We start from the raw sequence: 19486 nt of genomic DNA, 5'->3' as shown, positions 1-19486 counted from the left end.
ATAAAAAACCCGCCGAAAGGCGGGTTTTTTTGGAAAGCCGGGTAAATGAAAGCTGGCAATCAGTTGGTCGCGCCACCGGCAGATGGCAGTGAGGTGGGTGCCTTGGACACACCCTGAATAACCTGCCCGAGGAAGGTCTGGTCCTTGCCGCCAGTCGGCGTGGTGCGCGTGACGAAATCGAACAGCTTGCCATCCTGCATGCCGTAATTTGCGATGTGATGAACCTTGCCGTCCTTGTCGAAATAGATTGCGAGAATCTTTCTGTCGACGAGTTTCGGTTTCATGAACTGGGCAGCGCGGCGCCGCGTCTGGGAAATGTAATAAAACACTTCATTGTCGAAGGTCGCAGTGGTGGACGGTGTACCGAGCGCCAGCAGAACCTGTTCGCGGCTTGAGCCGACCGGTACCGAATCCAGCGCATCCTGATCAAGCACATAGCCCTCGGTGATTGTTTCGGACGGGTTCAGGGTTGATGCCGTGTTGCATCCTGCAAGCGCGACCGCAAAAACTATGACCGTACTCGCCAGAAGGGCACGCTGCCCAAATGTGCCTGCAAAAGCACGTGGGAAAATCCGCTGCAACAAAGACCTCTCCATCATTCTATATCAGCGCGGCACTTTCGCCGTCGGAAGAACTTCGGTAAACCACCTTGCTCCTATATGCAACTGGAACGGTCGAACGGACATGATTCTCCAACTTTTCCGCCGCAAATCAAAAGCCAACGAGGCTATCATGCTTCGCGTTTACGAGGTGATCGTGGCGGCGGCGCGGCAAAAACGTTTTTTTGCACAGTTTCATGTGCCCGATACCGCATTGGGCCGCTATGAAATGCTGTCGCTGCATGTTTTCATGGCGCTGCATCGCATGCGCGGCAACAATTCGGCACTCACGGATCTTGCGCAACGCATCACCGACGAATTTTTTAAGGATGTCGATCATTCGCTGCGCGAGTTGGGAATCGGTGACCAGAGCGTGCCCAAACGCATCAAGAAGCTGGCACGCATGTTTTATGGCCGGGTGAACGCCTATAGTGAGGCGCTTGACGACAATGACGTGGAAGCGCTTGGCCACGCACTGACGCGCAATATTCGCCCTGATCTGGAATTATGGCCTTCGGCACGCCATTTAAGCACTTATGTAATGTGTTGCCGTGATAATCTTCAAGGCATCAGCGATGAGGCGCTGGCGGCAGGAGAAATATCCTTTATGGATCCCGATATGCTCGACCTTCCAGAAGCCAGCACTGCAAAAGACCAAAGAGGTTTATAACAATGACTGAACAGCAGGCACTGAGCTATCCCGTGCCGGTTCTCTACCTACCGCCCACGGGGCTGACGGTGACCATTTCTACCGATGAGAAGGAACGCGCACAACTTGCTCAAAACCATGCTCTCGAATCGGTACGTTCGTTCAAGGCGGAGTTTTTGCTCACGCAATGGAAAAAGAACGGCATTCGTTTGCGCGGGCGCATCGATGCCGAGATTGTGCAGGCCTGCGTGGTTACACTGGAACCTCTGACCAGCACGATTGCCGAAGATGTCGATACAATTTTCGTGCCCGAAAACTCGCGTCTGGCGCGTGTCCAGCTCGATGACAGCGGCGAAATGCTGCTCGATGCGGAAGGTGCAGATGCGCCTGAAATCTTTTCTGGCGACAGGATCGATGTGGGCAGCGTTGCAGAGGAATTCTTTGAGCTTGCCATTGATCCTTATCCGCGCAAGCCCGATTTGCCCGAAGAAGTCGAGCCGCAACGCTTTGGCAATGATGATGCGGTAGAAGAGCCTGTTTCGCCTTTCGCGAAGCTTTCTGAATTACACAAGAAGCCGTGATTTACGGTAGGTTTGGCAGAATTTGGTTGTGCCGTAGCGTAAAACCACTATTTTCCCCGAAAACCCGGCCGTCATGTTTGGCGAATGGGAAACAGGGGTCGTACAGGATTAATCAAGAGTGGTAAAAATTTCCATTGACGCTATGGGCGGTGATTTCGGTCCTGAAGTGGTCATCCCCGGCGCGGCAAGAGCGCTTGAGCGCCATCCCGATATGCGTTTCATCTTTTTTGGCCTGGCCGGACAGGTTGAGCCGCTTCTGGCACGCTTTCCGAAACTGGGCGCTGCATCGGAATTTCGCGCCTGCGAAGTGGCGGTCGGCATGGACGACAAGCCCAGTCAGGCGCTGCGCATGGGGCGTGGCAAGTCGACGATGTGGAAGGCGATCGAAGCGGTGAAGACGGGGGAGGCGGATGTTTGCGTTTCGGCGGGCAATACCGGCGCACTGATGGCGATGTCGAAATTCTGCCTGCGTATGATGTCGGATGTGGAACGTCCGGCCATTGCCGGTATCTGGCCGACGCTGCGCGGTGAAAGCATCGTTCTGGATGTCGGTGCGACGATTGGCGCCGATGCACGCCAGCTTGTCGATTATGCTGTTATGGGTGCAGGCATGGCGCGGGCCTTGTTCGAAGTGCGTAAACCCACAGTTGGTCTTCTCAATATCGGTACCGAAGAGGTCAAGGGCCTCGACGAGATCAAGGAAGCAGGCCAGGTCCTGCGCGACACTCCGCTCAATGGTCTGGAATATTATGGTTTTGTCGAAGGCAACGATATCGGCAAGGGTACCGTCGATGTGGTTGTGACTGAAGGTTTTACGGGCAATATCGCGTTGAAAGCCGCGGAAGGTACCGCACGGCAGATGGCGCAAATGCTGCGTCAGGCGATGAGCCGAACCTGGTTGGCCCGGATCGGTTATATTTTCGCCAAGGGTGCATTCGACCGCCTGCGCGAAAAAATGGACCCCAACAAGGTTAATGGCGGCGTGTTCCTTGGGTTGAGCGGCATTGTCATCAAGAGCCACGGCAGCGCCAATGCCGAAGGTTTCGGTTCGGCTGTTGAAGTGGGTTATGATATGGTGCGCAATGGCCTGTTGCAGAAAATAGAAGCCGATCTGGCTCATTTTCACCACAGTCACCCGCATGTTGCATCGGATGATCATGCTGCTTTAGCAGTGAAGGCAGATTGACGGGGCATTCACGGTTTCGCCAGGGCTTCGGCAAGGCTTCACTTTTTTTGATGATGCAGGGACGGCCCTGCGCCATACGGTTTTGAAGACAGGAAAATAACGATGATACGATCTGTCGTGCGGGGTATCGGTTCGGCATTGCCGAAGCGGATTATGAAAAATAGCGACTTTGAGGGTATTATCGAAACATCCGACGAGTGGATCGTGCAGCGCACGGGCATTCGTGCTCGCCATATTGCAGGCGAAGGAGAAACCACAGTCTCGCTCGGCGCTGCTGCGGCACGTGCGGCAATCGAAAATGCCGGTCTTGAACCTTCCGATATTGATCTGGTTCTGGTCGCAACCTCGACGCCCAACCATACGTTTCCGGCCAGCGCCGTAGAAATCCAGCGCGAGCTTGGTATCACCAGCGGCTTCGCTTTCGATATTCAGGCGGTGTGCAGCGGTTTCATCTATGCGCTGACCACGGCTGATCTTTACATTAGCGGCGGTATGGCAAAGCGCGTGCTGGTCATTGGCGCGGAAACCTTTTCGCGTATTCTCGACTGGAACGACCGCACGACCTGCGTTCTTTTTGGTGATGGTGCCGGTGCGCTGGTGCTCGAATCTGCCGATGGCAAGGGGCTGACGTCGGATCGCGGTATTCTTTCCGCCAACCTGCGTTCAGATGGCAGCCACAAAGAAAAGCTTTTTGTGGATGGGGGCCCGTCCACAACGCAAACCGTCGGACATTTGCGCATGGAAGGCCGCGAAGTCTTCAAGCATGCAGTCGGGATGATTACCGATGTGATCGAGGCATCCTTTGCCGAAACCGGCCTGACAGCGGAAGATATCGACTGGTTCGTGCCACATCAGGCCAACAAGCGCATCATCGATGCCTCTGCAAAAAAGCTGTCAATTGCTGAAGACAAGGTGGTGATCACCGTCGATCGGCACGGGAATACCTCCGCTGCCTCAGTGCCTTTGGCGCTTGCAACCGCTGTTTCCGACGGTCGCATCAAGAAAGGCGACCTCGTACTTCTTGAGGCGATGGGCGGCGGGTTTACATGGGGTGCGGTTTTGTTGCGCTGGTAAAAGAAACGGCCTGAAAGCATGCCTGAAATTTGCTTTGGCGATTATGTTAAAGCAAAAAGCTAAAAAATTGATCCGCCACGAGGAAACTCGTGGCTTGACCATTGTGCTTTTATTTGTGTAACGTCCTGTCACTTAAGGATATTATCTCTGTTTTAACGCTAACAGGCAGGTTCGGTTATGGGAGGCAAAACGGTCACGCGGGCTGATCTGGCAGAGGCTGTCTACCGCAAGGTTGGTCTTTCCAGAACTGAGTCGGCGGCTTTGGTCGAGATGATTCTCGATGAAGTCTGCGATGCAATCGTTAACGGCGAGACGGTGAAGCTTTCATCTTTCGCCACGTTTCAGGTTCGCGACAAGAATGAGCGTATTGGCCGCAATCCGAAGACCGGCGAAGAAGTGCCGATTCTTCCGCGGCGCGTCATGACTTTCAAGGCTTCCAATGTTCTCAAGCAGCGCATTCTGCAGGAACATCAGAAGCGTCAGGGTAAAAGCAGCAAATAACCCACCATCCTTTGCCAGATCGAAGCACGCTTTAATGCCTTGCGCGTGTGGTCTGGATTGTTTTTGCCAGCCCAGCGCATCTATCCCCTGATCCATGTTATGGGAGGGGTGCGCATAAAACTCTGCTATTATATAATCATGATAGCGAACGAATCGTCGGGCAGACGATTTGAGTTTATGAAGGCTGTGCGGTGGCACACCGGAAAGGGCAAGTGGATGGACAAGAGCCCTGATGCATTCAGGACGATCAGCGAAGTAGCGGACTCTCTTGATCTCCCGCAGCATGTGCTGCGTTTCTGGGAAACACGCTTCACGCAGATCAAGCCGATGAAACGCGGCGGTGGTCGTCGTTATTATCGTCCCGTCGATGTCGAACTGCTCAAGGGGATCCGGCATCTGCTGTATGATCAGGGCTATACGATCAAGGGTGTGCAGCGTCTCTTACGCGAAAACAGCCCGCAATTCGTGATGGCGCTCGGTAATGGCGACGTGGAAGCGGTTGAGGTCATAGCGCGCCAAAAGCAGGTGGCTGCTGCCAAGCGGGCAGCCGAAGAGGCTGCAGATGGCGAAATGAACCTACCCAATGGCATCAAGGCGCCGGTGCCGTCGCGCAAGCTGTTCGGCTTGTTGAAGGGCGAGAATGATGGTCCTGTGGGCGCTGATGGCAAGCGCCCGTCCAAGGATAATCGCTCGCTACTACAGGAAGCGCTATTCGACCTTCTGGAATGCAAGCGGCTTCTGGATCAGGTTCGCTAACCAATCGGCTTGGTGACGTAAAAAAGGGAGGCAATGCCTCCCTTTTATTTTTGCAATCATGTGGAAGATATTTTCAGGCCGACCAGGCCCGCAATTATGAGCGTTACGCTTGCAATTCGAAAGAACGTCGCCGCCTCGCCAAGCACAAAAATGCCGACCAGAAATGCGCCGACGGCACCAATACCCGTCCAAATCGCATAAGCGCTGCCTAGTGGCAGGCTCCGCATGGCCAGCGACAACAGCAGGAAGCTTCCGACCATCGTCACAAGCGTGATTATGCTGGGCGTAAGCAGCGAAAAACCTTCGGACTTTTTCATGTAATAGGCCCAAATGACCTCAAGAATGCCTGCGAGCGTCAAATAAATCCACGCCATGGAATACCCCTTTATATGGGGCCGTCCCCGATGCAACACAGGCCCGGGTCGTCCCGAGTGCTTTCTTAAATAATGATTTGCGTCGAGCGATGCAAGATACGTCTGTCATAGCAAAAATGCAGTTTTCCCATGAAATTGGGGACCATATATGGTCTTATGAATGCTGATATAAAATTGCGATCAAGATGCTCTTTGATGAACAGACATGACAGGAGATCGATTGATGACAATTTCAAGACGTAATTTCATTGCGGCAGCTTCCAGCGTCGGGGCAGGCGTGGCCTTGTCTCCGCTCGCACCAGGGATGGCACAGGCTAGTGGTTCAAAGGAGCAAAAAGCTGCTAGCGTGGAAAATGCCGGGTTTCATCGCTTTCAGCTGGGCGGCTTTGAGATCACCACCTTGCTCGATGGGCGGCGTGGGGGCGAGGCACCTGAAAAAATCTATGCGATTGATCAGCAGGCCGGGGATGTCGAGCGCCTGCTTGAGGAAAATTTGCTGCCCACTGACCGTTTTGTGAACAGTTTCACCCCTGTACTCATCAACACCGGCAAGGAACTGGTGCTATTTGATACGGGGATGGGGGCGGGTGCACGTGAAGCTGGGCAGGGTAAGCTCATAAGCGCGCTCGAGGCATCCGGCTACAAGGCGGAGGACGTAACGCTTGTTGTTCTGAGCCATTTCCACCCCGATCACATTGGTGGCCTGATGGAGGATGGCAAGCCTGCTTTTGCCAATGCCCGCTATGCTGCAGGCCAAAAAGAGTTCGACTTCTGGGCCGATCCGGCGCGCCTAGACAGCCCTGCGAAAGGTGTTGCGGAACTGGTGGCTAAGAATGTCAAACCGCTTTCGGAAAAGATAACCTTCCTTGATGGCGATAGCGAGGTTGTCTCCGGCATTCATGCGGTGGAAGCGTTTGGGCATACGCCGGGCCATCTGGCTTTCCGTGTAGAGACGGACGGGAAATCCCTGATGCTGATCTCGGATACGGCCAACCATTTTGTCATTACACTGCAACGACCTGAATGGCATGTTTCCTTTGATATCGACAAGGACATGGCTGCGGCAACGCGCAAGCGCATCTTCGCAATGCTGGCAAGCGAACGCCTGCCGTTCATCGGATATCACATGCCGTTCCCATCGGTGGCTTATCTAAAACGAGAAGGTGAGGGTTATCGTTATATTCCAGAGACCTATCAGTTCCAGGATAAATAAGGCAGGCCTTGCTCCAATCTCTAGCTTGCAATGTCTAATGAGGCTGAAGTTGTACATGCGGAATAGATGACAACACTATAAAATTGCGCTTTTTCGTGAAGGATATGATCATGAAAAAAGCCATTCAATTTGCACTTATCACGATGTTTGTGATTGGGTGCGGAGGTGCTTCTGCCTGTCCATTCAGCAGCCATCCGGATGACTGCTACGCGGTGGATTGCAGCCAGAAACCGACATGGTTTCTCAGGGCTATGTGCCATTTAGGCGTTCTGGGAAGTGCTCACGACACTGGTGGATAGAAAAAACGGGGTTTTGAAAAATGGTCGGAGCGGCGGGATTCGAACCCACGACCCCTTGACCCCCAGTCAAGTGCGCTACCGGGCTGCGCTACGCTCCGAGCCGGGAGAAGCCTTAGAATGCAAAGGCTTTCTCCGCAAGCCCTAAAAACAAGAATTAAGAACAAAATGCAGGATTGTTCTGCAGCTGGGGTTAATCCTTCACAAGCGTAATATTCGGGTGATCGGCAATTATCGTAAGAACAATATCGAAATAGGTGGGTCCAGTTCCATTTTCGAGTTCTTCGAGGTCGCGAAGGATGCGCTCAGCATTGTAAGTTGACGATTGCGCAAGTTTCGAGAGATAAAAATTGCGGGTCGTTTCATGCCCAAGCGCAATTGCGCATTTCTCAAAATTCCTCCAGATGATCGTTGCGGTTTTGGCACCTTGCAATGCACCATAGCCGCCATAAAGAAGATCATCCAGGGCATCGAGGCTTTGGCCAAGCTGCCAATTTTCTTCCTGCATGAAGAGACGATTTATCTCGTCGTAAAATGACGCGATGTCGTGGACTCGGCTTCCCTCGATGATGAAATTCTTATGTGAGTTGTTCATACGGCTTCAATAGGTATGCTGGTTTCATTGAGAGTATCTCGTCAATATCTCGCGGGAGATTGTATCCTTGGCCCGGCTTTTAGGGAATCGTGATATGTTTGATTGCATCAGATTGCGACATCGGACTTAAGGCCCTTTGTCCGCACAGGGGACACCGTTTAGCGATGTCTTTACTGCGGTAATCGACATTGCGCTGTAAAAATTTGGTGCGGAAATAATTTAACGAAATTGACGATCAGCCAGTTGGCGCCTTGAAATTAATCGTCACCTTTCCAGCGGGCACATTGCTATAGGGAGCACATCTGCGAACGGCGCGTATTGTAGAATCCACGAAGGCTTTGCTCTGCGGGCCCGAAGGGGATTCTGTAACTTTCAAATCTTCTATTTCTCCGGCCGGCGAAAGATGGACTTCAAGCGTGGCCTTCATATGCCGGGTTTCTTGGTTTAATGGAGCAAGCCAGCAAATCGAAATAGCGTGCTTGAGTTTATCTTTATCTACTGCCGAGGCCGTAGTGGATAGAACCGACAGCAACACGACAACGAACCAGCGCATGAGGCCTCCCTTGCATCAAAGAAAACCCCGCCGAAGCGGGGCTCTTTTTATGGTAGCCATTGCTGACGTCCATACCAATCGTCAACTTCTGATTTTACACGGTCTTTTTCGATGCCGTAGCGTTCCTGAATTTTGCCTTCAAGCTGGTCACGGCGACCATTGATCTGATCGAGATCGTCGTCGGTCAGCTTGCCCCATTGTTCCTTAACATTGCCTTTAAGCTGCTTCCAATTGCCTTCTACTCGGTTCCAGTCCATTGCGATTTCCTCCGTTTTGGGTGGGACAGAGAAATAACGCATCAGAGGCTTTATGGTTCAAAGCTTTCTCCAGATTTCAGGTGCGCGGCGCGAAAAGAATGATACAGGTGCCGCTTAGAGCGACACAGGCGCCCGCTAAGTCCCAGCGGTCGGGTTTGGCACCTTCCGCTAACCAGATCCAGAGAATAGAGGCTATAATATAAATGCCCCCATAAGCAGCATAGGCACGACCTGCTGTATCGCTTTCAACAAGCGTCAACAGATAGGCAAATAGAGCCAGCGAAGCCACACCGGGAATAAGCCATAGCGGTGATTTGTCGAGCTTCAGCCATGCCCAGAAGGCAAAACAGCCAGCGATTTCGCAGATCGCTGCGCCTATATAGGCGAAGAACGGCAAATGAATTCCTTTTCGGTGTTCGCAACAGGCACGGAAATCTCGCCATAAGCGATTTTCCGCGCAATAAAGGTACGGGCTACGCGAGACATTAAAACCCGTATTACAGAGCCGGACAATAGAGTGCCGCCATTTAGCAGCACATCCTTCATGCTGGCATAATTTCGATGTCGGACTTATTGATCACTTATGGTTAAGGGGCGGTAAAGAAGCGTGGCGGTCCGAAAAAAAAGGCCGTTTAAGTAAAATAGCGGATTTAACCCTATGGTTACCTCAGAGCCTTATTTTAAAAGTGGAAGGGCTTCCTTGCTAAACGTTGAAGATCGCTGATCGGTGGACGCCTGCGGAGTGATAGAATGGCGAAGGTCGATGCGGCGCCGACAGACGCCCAGATCGATAGCAGTGCGCTTGCAAAAGGTTTGCGCTGCAACTGGCTTCTGATTTTAGGCGGCGCTTCGATCACGGCGGCGCTACTTTGGGCTGCCTGCTTTTTCCTTGTACCTGTTCATCGAACAAATGACGTTGCCTCGCTTCCAAACCAGAGCGCCGCGGCGGACAACCTCGATCTCGATGCGCTGCGAAGCCAGATACGGGCAGCCGAAACCGCTGCATGGGACTATCGCGCGTCACGCCAATTACTTACAAGCCAGAACAATGGCGAAATAGCTGCACGTCAGATTAGCGAAATTTCGGCCGAAGCGCGGCAGATACGCACCGCGCGACTGGCACTCGAGGCGAAGGCGGACAGCATCCGTCAAGCGCTTGCGAGTGGGGAGCCGGTCGAGATGCTGCCGGATATTCTGGCAGCTGGTGCCATGCAGCAACTGGCCGACTACCGGCTCCAGCTCAACACCTTGCTGGCCGAGCTGACCGCGCGGCTTCGCGCCAATGATCCGCGTATCAAGGCATTGCGTGCGCAATATGCCGATCTGGAGCGGCAGGCCCGCACGGCCGGGCGCTTGTTGCTTTCAGGCCTTGAAAAGGAAAGTGCTGCGGCGAAACTGCGCGAAGATGAACTCAATGGCGATCTGGAACGTGAAAAAGCGCAGCTTGCTATTGCCGATGAAGCGCAATCTAAATTGCGTCGTTTGGAAGGTGAGGTGGCTTCGTTAGGCCATCTTTTAACTGATCGTCTGGCCACAGAGCGGAAACAGGTAAAAGCGCCGCGCGTATCTGTTGCCGCAAGTATGGTGGACTTCCCAAATCTTTTGTGGTGGGTGCCGACCGTCGGCTTTATCCTGTCGGCAATACTGCTTGCGGCGCTCGCCTTGCTGCGCGAAATGTTTCGCGGGCAAACAAGTGCATCCACCCCCGTGTCGTTATCTGCCGTAAACGAAATCGCCATGCCGCAGCACGATATTGCGGCCGATGTTCCGCTAAAACCTGCACTCGAAACCGTCGCGGGAAATCCGCATGGCGTGAAGGCCATCGCAGATCGTTTGTGTGAAGGCGACGCGAAAAGAATTGTCGTGGTTTCGCCGGAGGGGGACGAAGCCTCCGCTACGACGGTGCGCTTACTGCGGGAACTGGCTGATCGCAGCAAGCGCTGCATTCTTGTCGATATGAGCGCGTATGGTGCGCTTGCGCTTGCCATGCTTGATGGTCATCGTCATGCAGGTCTCACCGAGCTTCTTCTCGGGCGAAAACGGTTCAACGAGGTCATTCATAGCGACCGTTTTTCGCAGGCCCATGTTATGCCGCTCGGCGAGGCTGATCCCGCCCACGCTATGCGTTCGGCGGATCATCTGCCGTTTATTCTTGATGCACTCGAAACGGTCTATGATTTTGTGCTTGTAGAATGCGGGCCGACTTCGGCAGCGCAGCTCGAATGGGTGGCAGAAGGTGGTATCACGCTTGTGATGAGCGTCATCGATCCTGACAGCGAAGCGGTCATGAATGCGTCGCTCGATCTCGATCGTGGGGGCTATGAGGAGATGCTGATCCTGATGGATAGCCCTTTTACGGTTTAACCAGCTATCGCGGTTGCTTTTTACGTTGTGGCTGTGCCATCCACCAGATAATGGCCATGGCAGGCAGCACCCAAAGAATGCCGGTAAAGAAGAAATAGAGCAGATGCACCAGAGCGCTGGATTCTGCCAGATGTGCCACCGCGATGATGGTGGCAAATAGTGCATAAACAATGACCAGCAGCACCAGAAGCACGGTGCCGATCAATTTCTTCAGTCTTACGGGCATGCTTGTCTCTCCGCTCTCGTATCCATTCCTAAACCGTGGCGCTTGGCAAAGGAAGGAATAAAAACGCGGCGGCATGTCGCGTGAGCCTGGCTTGTATCGGCTCATCCTATGCGTCATGTATCCGTGATGAAATTTTGAAGGGTAAGGCGGCATGACAGCAATATCGGTCGGACAGAAAAGTGGCGTGCTAAAGAGCGAACGCGACCGGCAACTGGTGCGCTGGTGGCTTTATGCTGTCTTTCTGGTCCTGATCGCCATCGTCATGGTGGGTGGCGCAACGCGCATGACCGGTTCTGGCCTGTCGATCACCGAGTGGAAACCGATTCATGGCGTCATTCCGCCGCTCAACCACGCCGAATGGATGGAAGAATTCGACAAGTATCGCCAGATTCCCCAATATCAGCAGATCAACAAGGGCATGTCGCTTGGAGAGTTCCAGTCGATTTTCTGGTGGGAATGGGCGCATCGTATGCTGGCCCGTTTCGTGGGTTTTCTCGTGGCCCTTCCGCTTGCCTTCTTCTGGCTGACCGGGCGGCTTACCCGCAGTCTGAAATACCGCATGCTGGGCCTTCTGGTGCTTGGTGGGCTGCAAGGTGCTATCGGCTGGTGGATGGTTGCATCGGGACTGAGCGTGCTGACCAGCGTCAGCCAGTACCGTCTTGCTATCCATCTGACCACAGCCTGTGTCATCATCACTGCCGTCTTCTATATTGCGCGCGGCCTTGCCACCTATACCGAACGCCCGGCTGAGCGTAGCGTTCAGCGCCTTGCGGGCTGGCTGGTCTTCGCGGTTCTGGTGCAGATTTATCTTGGCGGTCTGGTTGCCGGTCTTCATGCCGGCCTGACTTATAACACCTGGCCATTGATGGACGGTGTGATCATTCCGTCAGATATGTTCATACAGTCGCCTTGGTGGCGTAACCTGTTTGAAAATCCAAAGACCGTGCAGTTCGTTCACCGGATGTTTGCCTATACGGTGCTGGTACTGAGCCTCGTGCATGTGTTTCAAGTTTTCAAACGCGTGCCTGGCACCACGCATGCGCGGCGTACCGTTCTTTTGCTCAGCCTCGTTCTCGTGCAGGCAGTAATCGGCATTGCGACGCTATTGATGAGCGTGCCGCTGCATCTGGGACTGACGCATCAGTTCATGGCGTTGGTCGTGCTTGCCTTCGCCGTTGCGCACTGGCGCGCAACCAAAGGCGCTTACGCCAAATAAAAACCCGGCAGCCTTATGTATGCTACCGGGTTTTCAACACTCTGGATTGCGATCTATTTGCCGAGCATCAGGTCCATGTTCTGCACCGCGGCGCCTGACGCCCCCTTGCCGAGATTATCAAGAAGCGCCACGAGATTTACCTGATTGTCACCTTCGGTCCCAAACACGAACAGCCTCATGCCATCCTTGCCCGCAAGTTCCTCCGCATCGACGCGTGTCAGCTTTGTGCTGTCATCACGTGGCACGACTTCGACAATGTCCTGCCCGGCATAATGTGCGCTCAACGCCTGATGTACGTTTTCAAGCGAGGGGGACCCCTTCAGGTCATCCAGAAACAACGGTACCTGTACGATCATACCCTGTAGGAAACGGCCCACGCTTGGGCTGAAAATTGGACGACGATCCAGACGACCATGCAACTGAAGTTCCGGCACATGCTTGTGGTGCAGCGACAAGCCGTAAAGGAAGTTATTGGCTGCGAGGTGATCTGGATGGTTCTTGTCTTCCATCTGCGCGATCATCTGCTTGCCACCACCCGTATAACCGGAAACCGCGTTCACGCTGATCGGGTAATCAGTAGCTAGCAGGCCGGCGTCGCGCAATGGACGCACAAGCGCGATTGCACCGGTCGGATAGCAGCCGGGATTGGCAACGAGACGCGCTTCCGCAATACGTTCGCGCTGGCCTTTTGCCAGTTCAGCAAAACCATAGGCCCAGTCCGGGTATACGCGATGCGCGGTCGAGGTGTCGATGACACGAGTCGCGTGATGATCGGCCAGAAGCGCGACCGCTTCCTTCGATGCGTCATCGGGTAGGCAGAGAATGGCAATATCGGCCGCCCGCAGATAATCGGCTCGCAGATCGCGGTTGCGCCGGTCAGCTTCCGGTATGGAGATGACTTCAAGGTCATTGCGTGACGCCAGCCGGCTGCGGATATGCAGGCCAGTGGTGCCGTGTTCGCCGTCAATGAAAATTTTCGGTTTCATGGAGTTTCCTGCCTGCCGATAAAGTTACGCCGGACGGATAAGGACGTGCCGCTTCTTGCCAAGCGAGAGTTTGATTACACCCTGATCGTTCAATGAAGAGGCATCGATGGTCATGCGTGGATCGCTGATCTGCTCGTCATTGATACGCACCGCACCGCCTTCGATGTGACGGCGGGCTTCGCCGTTGGTGGTGCAAAGTTCGGCCAGAACCATCAGCGCGAGGATGCCGATGCCGCTGTTCAGGGTTGCCTTGTGTACGCCGACGGTGGGCAGGTTTTGCGACAGTTCACCATCTTCAAAAGTCTTGCGCGCTGTTTCGGCGGCTTCCTCAGCCGCATCGCGACCATGCAATATGGCGGTAACCTCGGTCGCGAGGATTTTTTTGGCTTCGTTGATTTCCGAACCTTCGAGCGCTGCAAGCTTTGCGATCTCGTCCAGTTGCAACGTAGTGTAAAGCTTTAGGAAGCGTTCGACGTCGGCGTCTTCCGTGTTGCGCCAGTACTGCCAGAAATCATAGCTGCTCAGCATATCAGCGTTGAGCCAGATGGCGCCACCCAGCGACTTGCCCATTTTTTGACCGGAAGCGGACGTCAGAAGCGGGGAGGTCAGGGCATAAAGCTGTGGCGTTCCCATGCGATGGCCAAGGTCGATGCCATTGACGATATTGCCCCACTGATCGGAACCACCCATTTGCAAACGCACGCCGTGGCGCTTGTTCAGCTCCACAAAGTCGTAGGCTTGCAGGATCATGTAGTTGAACTCGAGGAACGACAGCGATTGTTCGCGGTCGAGACGCATTTTCACCGAATCGAAGGAAAGCATACGGTTGACCGAAAAGTGACGGCCAACATCGCGCAAAAATTCCAGATAATTGATGTTGCGCAGCCAGTCGGCATTGTTGACCATCAGCGCGTCGGTTTCGCCTTCACCAAAAGTGAGGTAATTGGCGAAGACGCGCTTGATGCCCGCGATGTTTTCAGCAATCGTGTCCTCAGTCATCAGCTTGCGTGCTTCATCCTTGAAGGACGGGTCGCCAACGAGGCCCGTGCCGCCGCCCATGAGGGCAACGGGCTTGTGGCCTGTCTGTTGGAACCAGTGCAGCATCATGATCTGGATCAGACCACCGGCATGCAGGCTCGAAGCGGTCGGATCGAAGCCGATATAGGCGGTCACGGTTTCCTTGGCGAGCAGTTCGTCGAGACCTGTTTCATCGGAAAGCTGATGAATGAAGCCGCGCTCGGAAAGTGTGCGAAGAAAATCGGATTTGAAACCGGACATGCCCTTTTCCTGACTGATAAGGCTGGATTGATGATGTTGGCAGGCCTGGCCTGCCACAGGACGTTTTTGGCGTTTACCACCAATTTACCAGTAATAACAAGGCAATCATCCCTGTATCAAGCCGGTAACGGTGGCTATCAGCGCAAGCGCTTAGGGCGAACTTCGACCAGTTCGCCCATCAGGCGGCGGTCGAGATACTCCGAGCAATGCTCGATTAGTTCGTCAGCTTGCCCGGTAAAAAAGTGATTGGCGCCTTCAAGCGTGTTCTGGGTGATGGTGATGCCCTTCTGCGTCTTGAGCTTGTCGACCAGAACCTGCACGTCCTTGGGCGGTGCGACCTTGTCCTGATCGCCATGAATGATCAGGCCCGACGAAGGGCAGGGCGCCAGAAACGAGAAGTCGTAGGTGTTGGGCTGCGGCGCAATCGACATGAAACCTTCGATTTCCGGGCGGCGCATCAGAAGCTGCATGCCGATCCATGCGCCAAACGAATAGCCTGCGACCCAGCAGTTCTTGGAATCGGGATGCAGCGCCTGAACCCAGTCGAGAGCGCTTGCCGCATCAGACAGTTCGCCCGCACCGTGGTCGAATTCACCCTGGCTGCGGCCGATGCTGCGAAAATTAAAGCGAAGCGTGGTAAAGCCGCGTTGTTGGAACATGTAAAACAGATCATAGACGATCTTGTTGTTCATGGTGCCGCCAAATTGCGGATGCGGATGCAGGATCAGCGCGATGGGCGCATTCTTTTCGCGCGATGGCTGATAACGACCTTCAAGGCGTCCGGCTGGTCCGTTAAAAATGACTTCAGGCATGTGTACTCCGTTGGTAACGGGATGACCGGACCGGAAGCTGCGAACTTGACGTTGAAGAACGCCGCTTCTAGAACCGATTTGAATTTCGACTGGCCGAACGCATATGTCCGACACGTAGACTGGCTTAATAGGCTTTTCTTGATTGAAAATTCAAGGAAATTGCGCTCATAGCCGGTCCAAAACCCGCCAAAACTAGATTGTGATGGTATTCAGGAGATAAGAACGGTGAACTTGAGCGGCAAGAGGCTCTATCTGGACTATAATGCCAGTGCGCCGTTGCTCGATGAGGCACGTGATGCAGCGATTGCAGCACTTGCGATTACGGGCAATCCGTCTTCTGTGCACCAGGAGGGACGCGGTGCGCGTGCACTGATCGAAGCCGCGCGTCGCAGCATTGCAGCGCTCGTCAATGCCAAACCCGATCATGTCTTCTTTACATCTGGTGCAACGGAGGCCGCATCGACGCTGCTTACGCCTACCTATATGATGGGACGCTCGCCTGTTCGCCTGTCGCATCTTTATGTGAGTGCTACCGAGCACCCTTGCATGCTCGCCGGCGGGCAGTTTTCGTCCGAAGACATTACCGTTCTGCCGGTCGATGAAAACGGTATTCTGCGTCTTGATGTGTTGGCAGAAAAGCTGGCCGCTCACGACAAGAGCAAGGGCCTGCCGCTGGTGGCCGTTCAGGCTGCCAACAATGAAACCGGCATTCTTCAACCCGTCGCCGAAATCGCCCGGATCATCAAGGATGCGGGCGGGATCTATATTGTCGATGCGGTTCAGGCGGCAGGCAGAGTTTCTCTCGATATTACAGATAGTTGTGGTGATTATTTAATAATCTCTTCGCACAAGATCGGTGGCCCGAAGGGTGTGGGTGCTATTGTTGCTATATCGGACCTGATGATGCCGCGTGCGCTGGTGCGCGGCGGCGGGCAGGAAAAGGGCCATCGTGCTGGAACGGAGGCCTTGCCGCTGATCGCCGGTTTCGGCAAAGCTGCCGATATTGCCCGGTCACGGTTTGAGAGCGGGGGCTGGTCGCCGCAAATGCGTGACCTGTTGGAGGCAGGCATTGCGAGAATTGCTCCTGATGCCGTTGTTCACGGTCAGGTGGTCGCTCGTCTGCCCAATACAAGTTTTGTTTCACTCGAAGGGCAGAAAGCAGAAACGGTACAGATTGCCTTTGATCTGGGTGGTATTGCGCTTTCAGCGGGCTCGGCTTGCTCGTCAGGCAAGGTTGGGCCTAGCCACGTTTTGGCGGCCATGGGGCAGGAGCACGGTCCTGGCGCCATACGGATCTCGCTGGCACCTGACACGGATAGCGAAGCTGTAGAGCGGTTTTTAATGGTCTTGCAGCGAATCGTTGATCGTCACAAAAGCAGTCGGTGAGCGAAAGAAGCTGAAAAAGTCGATAAATCGGCCTTTGCCCTTCCTTTCCCTAAATAATTCTTGAATTTTTCGGACAATTTTACGTGTGACGCTTGAAATCCACTTTAGAGAGGTTTTAAAGAAGCGAGACGCACACTATATTGTGGCGAGGATAGCGACTATCATCGCCCTGACGTTTGCAACTGTCGGACCTTGACTCCGACGAGGATGGAGAACGCCAATGCCTGCAGTGCAGGAGACCATTGATCAGGTCCGCGGCCTTGACGTGGATCAGTACAAATACGGTTTCGAGACGACCATTGAAACCGAAAAAGCCCCCAAGGGGCTGAACGAAGATATTATCCGCTTTATTTCCGCCAAGAAGAATGAGCCGGAATGGATGCTGGAATGGCGTCTGAAAGCCTATGAACGCTGGCTCACCATGGAAGAGCCAGAATGGGCGCGCGTCGATTATCCAAAGATCGATTTTCAGGATGCGTATTATTATGCGGCGCCCAAAAACCAGTCCGGTCCCAAATCGCTCGATGAAGTCGATCCGGAACTTCTCAGAACCTATGAGAAGCTCGGCATTCCATTGCGCGAGCAGGAGATTCTTGCCGGTGTGCGCAAGCAGGGCGAGGCAAGCGAGATCGACGGTAATCCCGCCGACAATGTCTATGCATCCGGCCGTGTGGCCGTCGATGCCGTCTTTGACAGTGTTTCGGTCGTCACCACGTTCAAGGAAGAATTGTCCAAGGCAGGGGTGATTTTCTGTTCGATATCGGAAGCCATCCGTGAACATCCTGAACTGGTGCAGAAATATCTGGCCTCGGTGGTTCCTGTTTCCGACAATTATTATGCGACGCTCAATTCCGCAGTCTTCACCGATGGTTCTTTCGTGTTCGTTCCCAAAGGCGTTCGCTGCCCGATGGAGCTTTCGACCTATTTCCGTATTAATGAAAAGAATACGGGACAGTTCGAGCGCACGCTGATCATTGCCGAAGAGGGCGCTTACGTCTCCTATCTAGAAGGCTGCACTGCACCGCAGCGCGATGAAAACCAGCTTCATGCGGCCGTCGTTGAACTGGTGGCGCTCGATGACGCGGAAATCAAGTATTCGACTGTTCAGAACTGGTTTCCGGGCGACAGCGAAGGCAAAGGCGGCATCTATAATTTTGTCACAAAGCGTGGCGATTGCCGGGGTGCTAATTCCAAGATTTCGTGGACGCAGGTCGAAACCGGCTCGGCGATCACCTGGAAATACCCGTCTTGCATTCTGCGTGGCGACAATTCACGCGGCGAGTTCTACTCGATTGCCGTTTCAAATGGGCATCAGCAGATCGATTCTGGAACAAAGATGATTCATCTCGGCAAGAATACGTCGAGCCGCATCATTTCCAAGGGTATTTCGGCAGGTAAGTCGAGCAATACTTATCGCGGTCAGGTTTCAGCGCATCGCAAGGCAGAAAATGCCCGCAACTTTACCCAGTGCGACAGTCTTCTGATCGGCAACGATTGCGGCGCGCATACCGTGCCCTATATCGAAGCCAAGAACGCGACAGCGCAGTTCGAGCATGAGGCAACAACCTCGAAAATTTCCGAAGACCAGCTGTTTTATGTCATGCAGCGCGGCATCCCGGAAGAAGAGGCGATTGCGCTTATCGTCAATGGCTTCGTCAAAGAAGTCATTCAGGAACTGCCGATGGAATTCGCGGTCGAGGCGCAGAAGCTGATCGGCATTTCGCTGGAGGGCAGTGTCGGCTGATCCAGTCCCTGCTTGCTTACTAAAGATTTTCTGACCAGCCTTTAACTGGTCCATGAACAAGGCTTAAAATCATGCTTGAGATCAAGAACCTCCATGCAAAGATTGCGGACACCGATACGGAAATTATCCGTGGCCTCAACCTGACCGTCAATAAAGGCGAAGTGGCTGCCATCATGGGGCCGAACGGTTCCGGTAAGTCGACGCTGTCTTATATTCTTGCCGGTCGTAACGACTACGAAGTGACCGAAGGCGACATTCTCTATAATGGAGAATCGATCCTTGAACTGGATCCCGCCGAACGCGCCGCTAAGGGCATTTTCCTTGCTTTCCAGTACCCGATGGAGATTCCCGGCGTCGCCACCATGGAATTTTTGAAAGTCGCCATGAACAGCCAGCGCAAGGCGCGCGGCGAGGCCGAGTTGAAAATTCCAGAATTCATCAAGCGGGTTAAGGACGCTGCAGGTGAACTGAGCATCGACATGAACATGCTCAAGCGCCCGCTCAATGTCGGTTTTTCGGGTGGTGAGAAGAAGCGTGCTGAAATTCTTCAGATGCAGCTTCTTGAGCCAAAACTCTGCGTTCTCGACGAGACCGATTCCGGCCTTGATATCGATGCGCTCAAAATCGTTTCCGATGGCGTCAATGCGCTGCGTTCCCCCGACCGCGCCGTGATCGTCATCACCCACTACCAGCGCTTGCTGGAGTACATTGTGCCTGATAGCGTGCATGTGCTTTACAAGGGCCGGGTGATCAAGTCCGGTGACAAGAGCCTGGCACTGCATCTGGAAGAAAACGGCTATGCCGACGTCATCGGCGAAGCAGCTTGAGGAGGGATGGATC

At 53.9% G+C, this 19486-nt stretch carries 22 protein-coding genes and 1 tRNA gene; 12 read left to right on the top strand and 11 right to left on the bottom strand.

Translation table 11 applies throughout. From position 1 onward, the window contains the following. Positions 1-59: 59 nt before the first annotated feature. Entirely contained in the window at positions 60-596 is a 537-nt protein-coding gene (locus AAIB41_RS04310; RefSeq protein WP_343314812.1) for an outer membrane protein assembly factor BamE, read from the bottom strand. Positions 597-684: 88 nt separating this feature from the next. On the opposite strand from AAIB41_RS04310, the gene AAIB41_RS04305 reads away from it, so the two are divergent. The 6 genes from AAIB41_RS04305 (at position 685) to AAIB41_RS04280 (ending at position 5346) form a co-directional block, all read left to right on the top strand. Continuing rightward, positions 685-1269, top strand: coding sequence for a ubiquinol-cytochrome C chaperone family protein (locus AAIB41_RS04305; RefSeq protein WP_343314382.1), 585 nt, complete (start codon positions 685-687; stop codon positions 1267-1269). A 2-nt stretch (positions 1270-1271) separates the two neighbouring features. Beyond that, positions 1272-1829 carry a DUF177 domain-containing protein gene (locus AAIB41_RS04300; protein WP_343314381.1) on the top strand — a complete coding sequence of 186 codons (558 nt, stop codon included), beginning with the start codon at positions 1272-1274 and terminating at the stop codon, positions 1827-1829. Between the two features lie 118 nt (positions 1830-1947). Continuing rightward, the gene (gene plsX, locus AAIB41_RS04295; protein WP_343314380.1) at positions 1948-3015 is read left to right on the top strand and encodes a phosphate acyltransferase PlsX; all 1068 of its coding nucleotides are present in this window, start codon (positions 1948-1950) and stop codon (positions 3013-3015) included. 102 nt (positions 3016-3117) lie between these two features. Further along, complete coding sequence (locus AAIB41_RS04290; RefSeq protein WP_343314378.1) at positions 3118-4089, top strand: beta-ketoacyl-ACP synthase III; 972 nt, start codon at positions 3118-3120, stop codon at positions 4087-4089. 177 nt (positions 4090-4266) lie between these two features. Further along, a complete protein-coding gene (locus AAIB41_RS04285) occupies positions 4267-4590 on the top strand; it encodes an integration host factor subunit alpha (protein ID WP_343314377.1) in 324 nt (107 codons plus the stop codon). A gap of 216 nt (positions 4591-4806) precedes the next feature. Then, positions 4807-5346 carry a MerR family transcriptional regulator gene (locus AAIB41_RS04280; protein ID WP_343314376.1) on the top strand — a complete coding sequence of 180 codons (540 nt, stop codon included), beginning with the start codon at positions 4807-4809 and terminating at the stop codon, positions 5344-5346. A 56-nt stretch (positions 5347-5402) separates the two neighbouring features. Here AAIB41_RS04280 and sugE read toward each other — a convergent pair whose 3' ends face one another. Then, positions 5403-5720 (bottom strand): quaternary ammonium compound efflux SMR transporter SugE, encoded by a 318-nt coding sequence (gene sugE / locus AAIB41_RS04275; RefSeq protein WP_343314375.1) that lies wholly within the window; start codon positions 5718-5720, stop codon positions 5403-5405. Between the two features lie 223 nt (positions 5721-5943). Here sugE and AAIB41_RS04270 point away from each other — a divergent pair, with 223 nt between their 5' ends. Further along, positions 5944-6933 (top strand): MBL fold metallo-hydrolase, encoded by a 990-nt coding sequence (locus AAIB41_RS04270; protein WP_343314374.1) that lies wholly within the window; start codon positions 5944-5946, stop codon positions 6931-6933. A 320-nt stretch (positions 6934-7253) separates the two neighbouring features. Here the strand turns inward: AAIB41_RS04270 and AAIB41_RS04265 are convergent. The 5 genes from AAIB41_RS04265 to AAIB41_RS04245 all read right to left on the bottom strand — a co-directional run bounded on the left by AAIB41_RS04265 (position 7254) and on the right by AAIB41_RS04245 (position 9031). After that, positions 7254-7330, bottom strand: a tRNA-Pro gene (locus tag AAIB41_RS04265). 92 nt (positions 7331-7422) lie between these two features. Next, the gene (locus AAIB41_RS04260) at positions 7423-7824 is read right to left on the bottom strand and encodes a barstar family protein (RefSeq protein ID WP_343314373.1); all 402 of its coding nucleotides are present in this window, start codon (positions 7822-7824) and stop codon (positions 7423-7425) included. A gap of 235 nt (positions 7825-8059) precedes the next feature. Next, positions 8060-8377 (bottom strand): hypothetical protein, encoded by a 318-nt coding sequence (locus AAIB41_RS04255; RefSeq protein WP_343314372.1) that lies wholly within the window; start codon positions 8375-8377, stop codon positions 8060-8062. Positions 8378-8424: 47 nt separating this feature from the next. Beyond that, positions 8425-8634, bottom strand: a complete 210-nt coding sequence (locus AAIB41_RS04250; protein ID WP_343314371.1) for a CsbD family protein — start codon at positions 8632-8634, stop codon at positions 8425-8427. Positions 8635-8710: 76 nt separating this feature from the next. After that, a complete protein-coding gene (locus tag AAIB41_RS04245) occupies positions 8711-9031 on the bottom strand; it encodes a YnfA family protein (protein WP_343314370.1) in 321 nt (106 codons plus the stop codon). A 353-nt stretch (positions 9032-9384) separates the two neighbouring features. Between AAIB41_RS04245 and AAIB41_RS04240 the strand changes: the two genes are divergently transcribed. Then, positions 9385-10998 (top strand): hypothetical protein, encoded by a 1614-nt coding sequence (locus AAIB41_RS04240; protein ID WP_343314368.1) that lies wholly within the window; start codon positions 9385-9387, stop codon positions 10996-10998. A gap of 4 nt (positions 10999-11002) precedes the next feature. On the opposite strand, the gene AAIB41_RS04235 is transcribed toward AAIB41_RS04240, so the two are convergent. Beyond that, a complete protein-coding gene (locus AAIB41_RS04235; RefSeq protein WP_343314367.1) occupies positions 11003-11224 on the bottom strand; it encodes a DUF2842 domain-containing protein in 222 nt (73 codons plus the stop codon). 151 nt (positions 11225-11375) lie between these two features. Here AAIB41_RS04235 and AAIB41_RS04230 point away from each other — a divergent pair, with 151 nt between their 5' ends. Beyond that, positions 11376-12440: a COX15/CtaA family protein gene (locus AAIB41_RS04230; RefSeq protein WP_343314366.1), complete on the top strand. Its 1065-nt coding sequence runs from the start codon at positions 11376-11378 to the stop codon at positions 12438-12440. A 53-nt stretch (positions 12441-12493) separates the two neighbouring features. Here the strand turns inward: AAIB41_RS04230 and argC are convergent, their stop codons facing one another. From argC to AAIB41_RS04215, 3 genes are all read right to left on the bottom strand, one after another. Further along, complete coding sequence (gene argC / locus AAIB41_RS04225) at positions 12494-13426, bottom strand: N-acetyl-gamma-glutamyl-phosphate reductase (RefSeq protein WP_343314365.1); 933 nt, start codon at positions 13424-13426, stop codon at positions 12494-12496. A 24-nt stretch (positions 13427-13450) separates the two neighbouring features. Further along, positions 13451-14704 (bottom strand): tyrosine--tRNA ligase, encoded by a 1254-nt coding sequence (gene tyrS / locus AAIB41_RS04220; RefSeq protein WP_343314364.1) that lies wholly within the window; start codon positions 14702-14704, stop codon positions 13451-13453. A gap of 137 nt (positions 14705-14841) precedes the next feature. Then, the gene (locus AAIB41_RS04215; protein WP_343314363.1) at positions 14842-15516 is read right to left on the bottom strand and encodes an alpha/beta hydrolase; all 675 of its coding nucleotides are present in this window, start codon (positions 15514-15516) and stop codon (positions 14842-14844) included. A 225-nt stretch (positions 15517-15741) separates the two neighbouring features. Between AAIB41_RS04215 and AAIB41_RS04210 the strand changes: the two genes are divergently transcribed. The 3 genes from AAIB41_RS04210 to sufC all read left to right on the top strand — a co-directional run bounded on the left by AAIB41_RS04210 (position 15742) and on the right by sufC (position 19473). Continuing rightward, a complete protein-coding gene (locus tag AAIB41_RS04210; protein ID WP_343314362.1) occupies positions 15742-16902 on the top strand; it encodes a cysteine desulfurase family protein in 1161 nt (386 codons plus the stop codon). A 220-nt stretch (positions 16903-17122) separates the two neighbouring features. Next, positions 17123-18646, top strand: a complete 1524-nt coding sequence (sufB, locus tag AAIB41_RS04205) for a Fe-S cluster assembly protein SufB (RefSeq protein WP_343314361.1) — start codon at positions 17123-17125, stop codon at positions 18644-18646. Between the two features lie 71 nt (positions 18647-18717). Next, the gene (gene sufC, locus AAIB41_RS04200) at positions 18718-19473 is read left to right on the top strand and encodes a Fe-S cluster assembly ATPase SufC (RefSeq protein ID WP_343314360.1); all 756 of its coding nucleotides are present in this window, start codon (positions 18718-18720) and stop codon (positions 19471-19473) included. Positions 19474-19486: the final 13 nt, after the last annotated feature.

Source organism: Brucella sp. BE17 (assembly GCF_039545455.1).
Lineage (GTDB): Bacteria > Pseudomonadota > Alphaproteobacteria > Rhizobiales > Rhizobiaceae > Brucella.
Note: the sequence above shows the minus strand (reverse complement) of the source record. Positions and strands in the feature narration are given on the sequence as shown.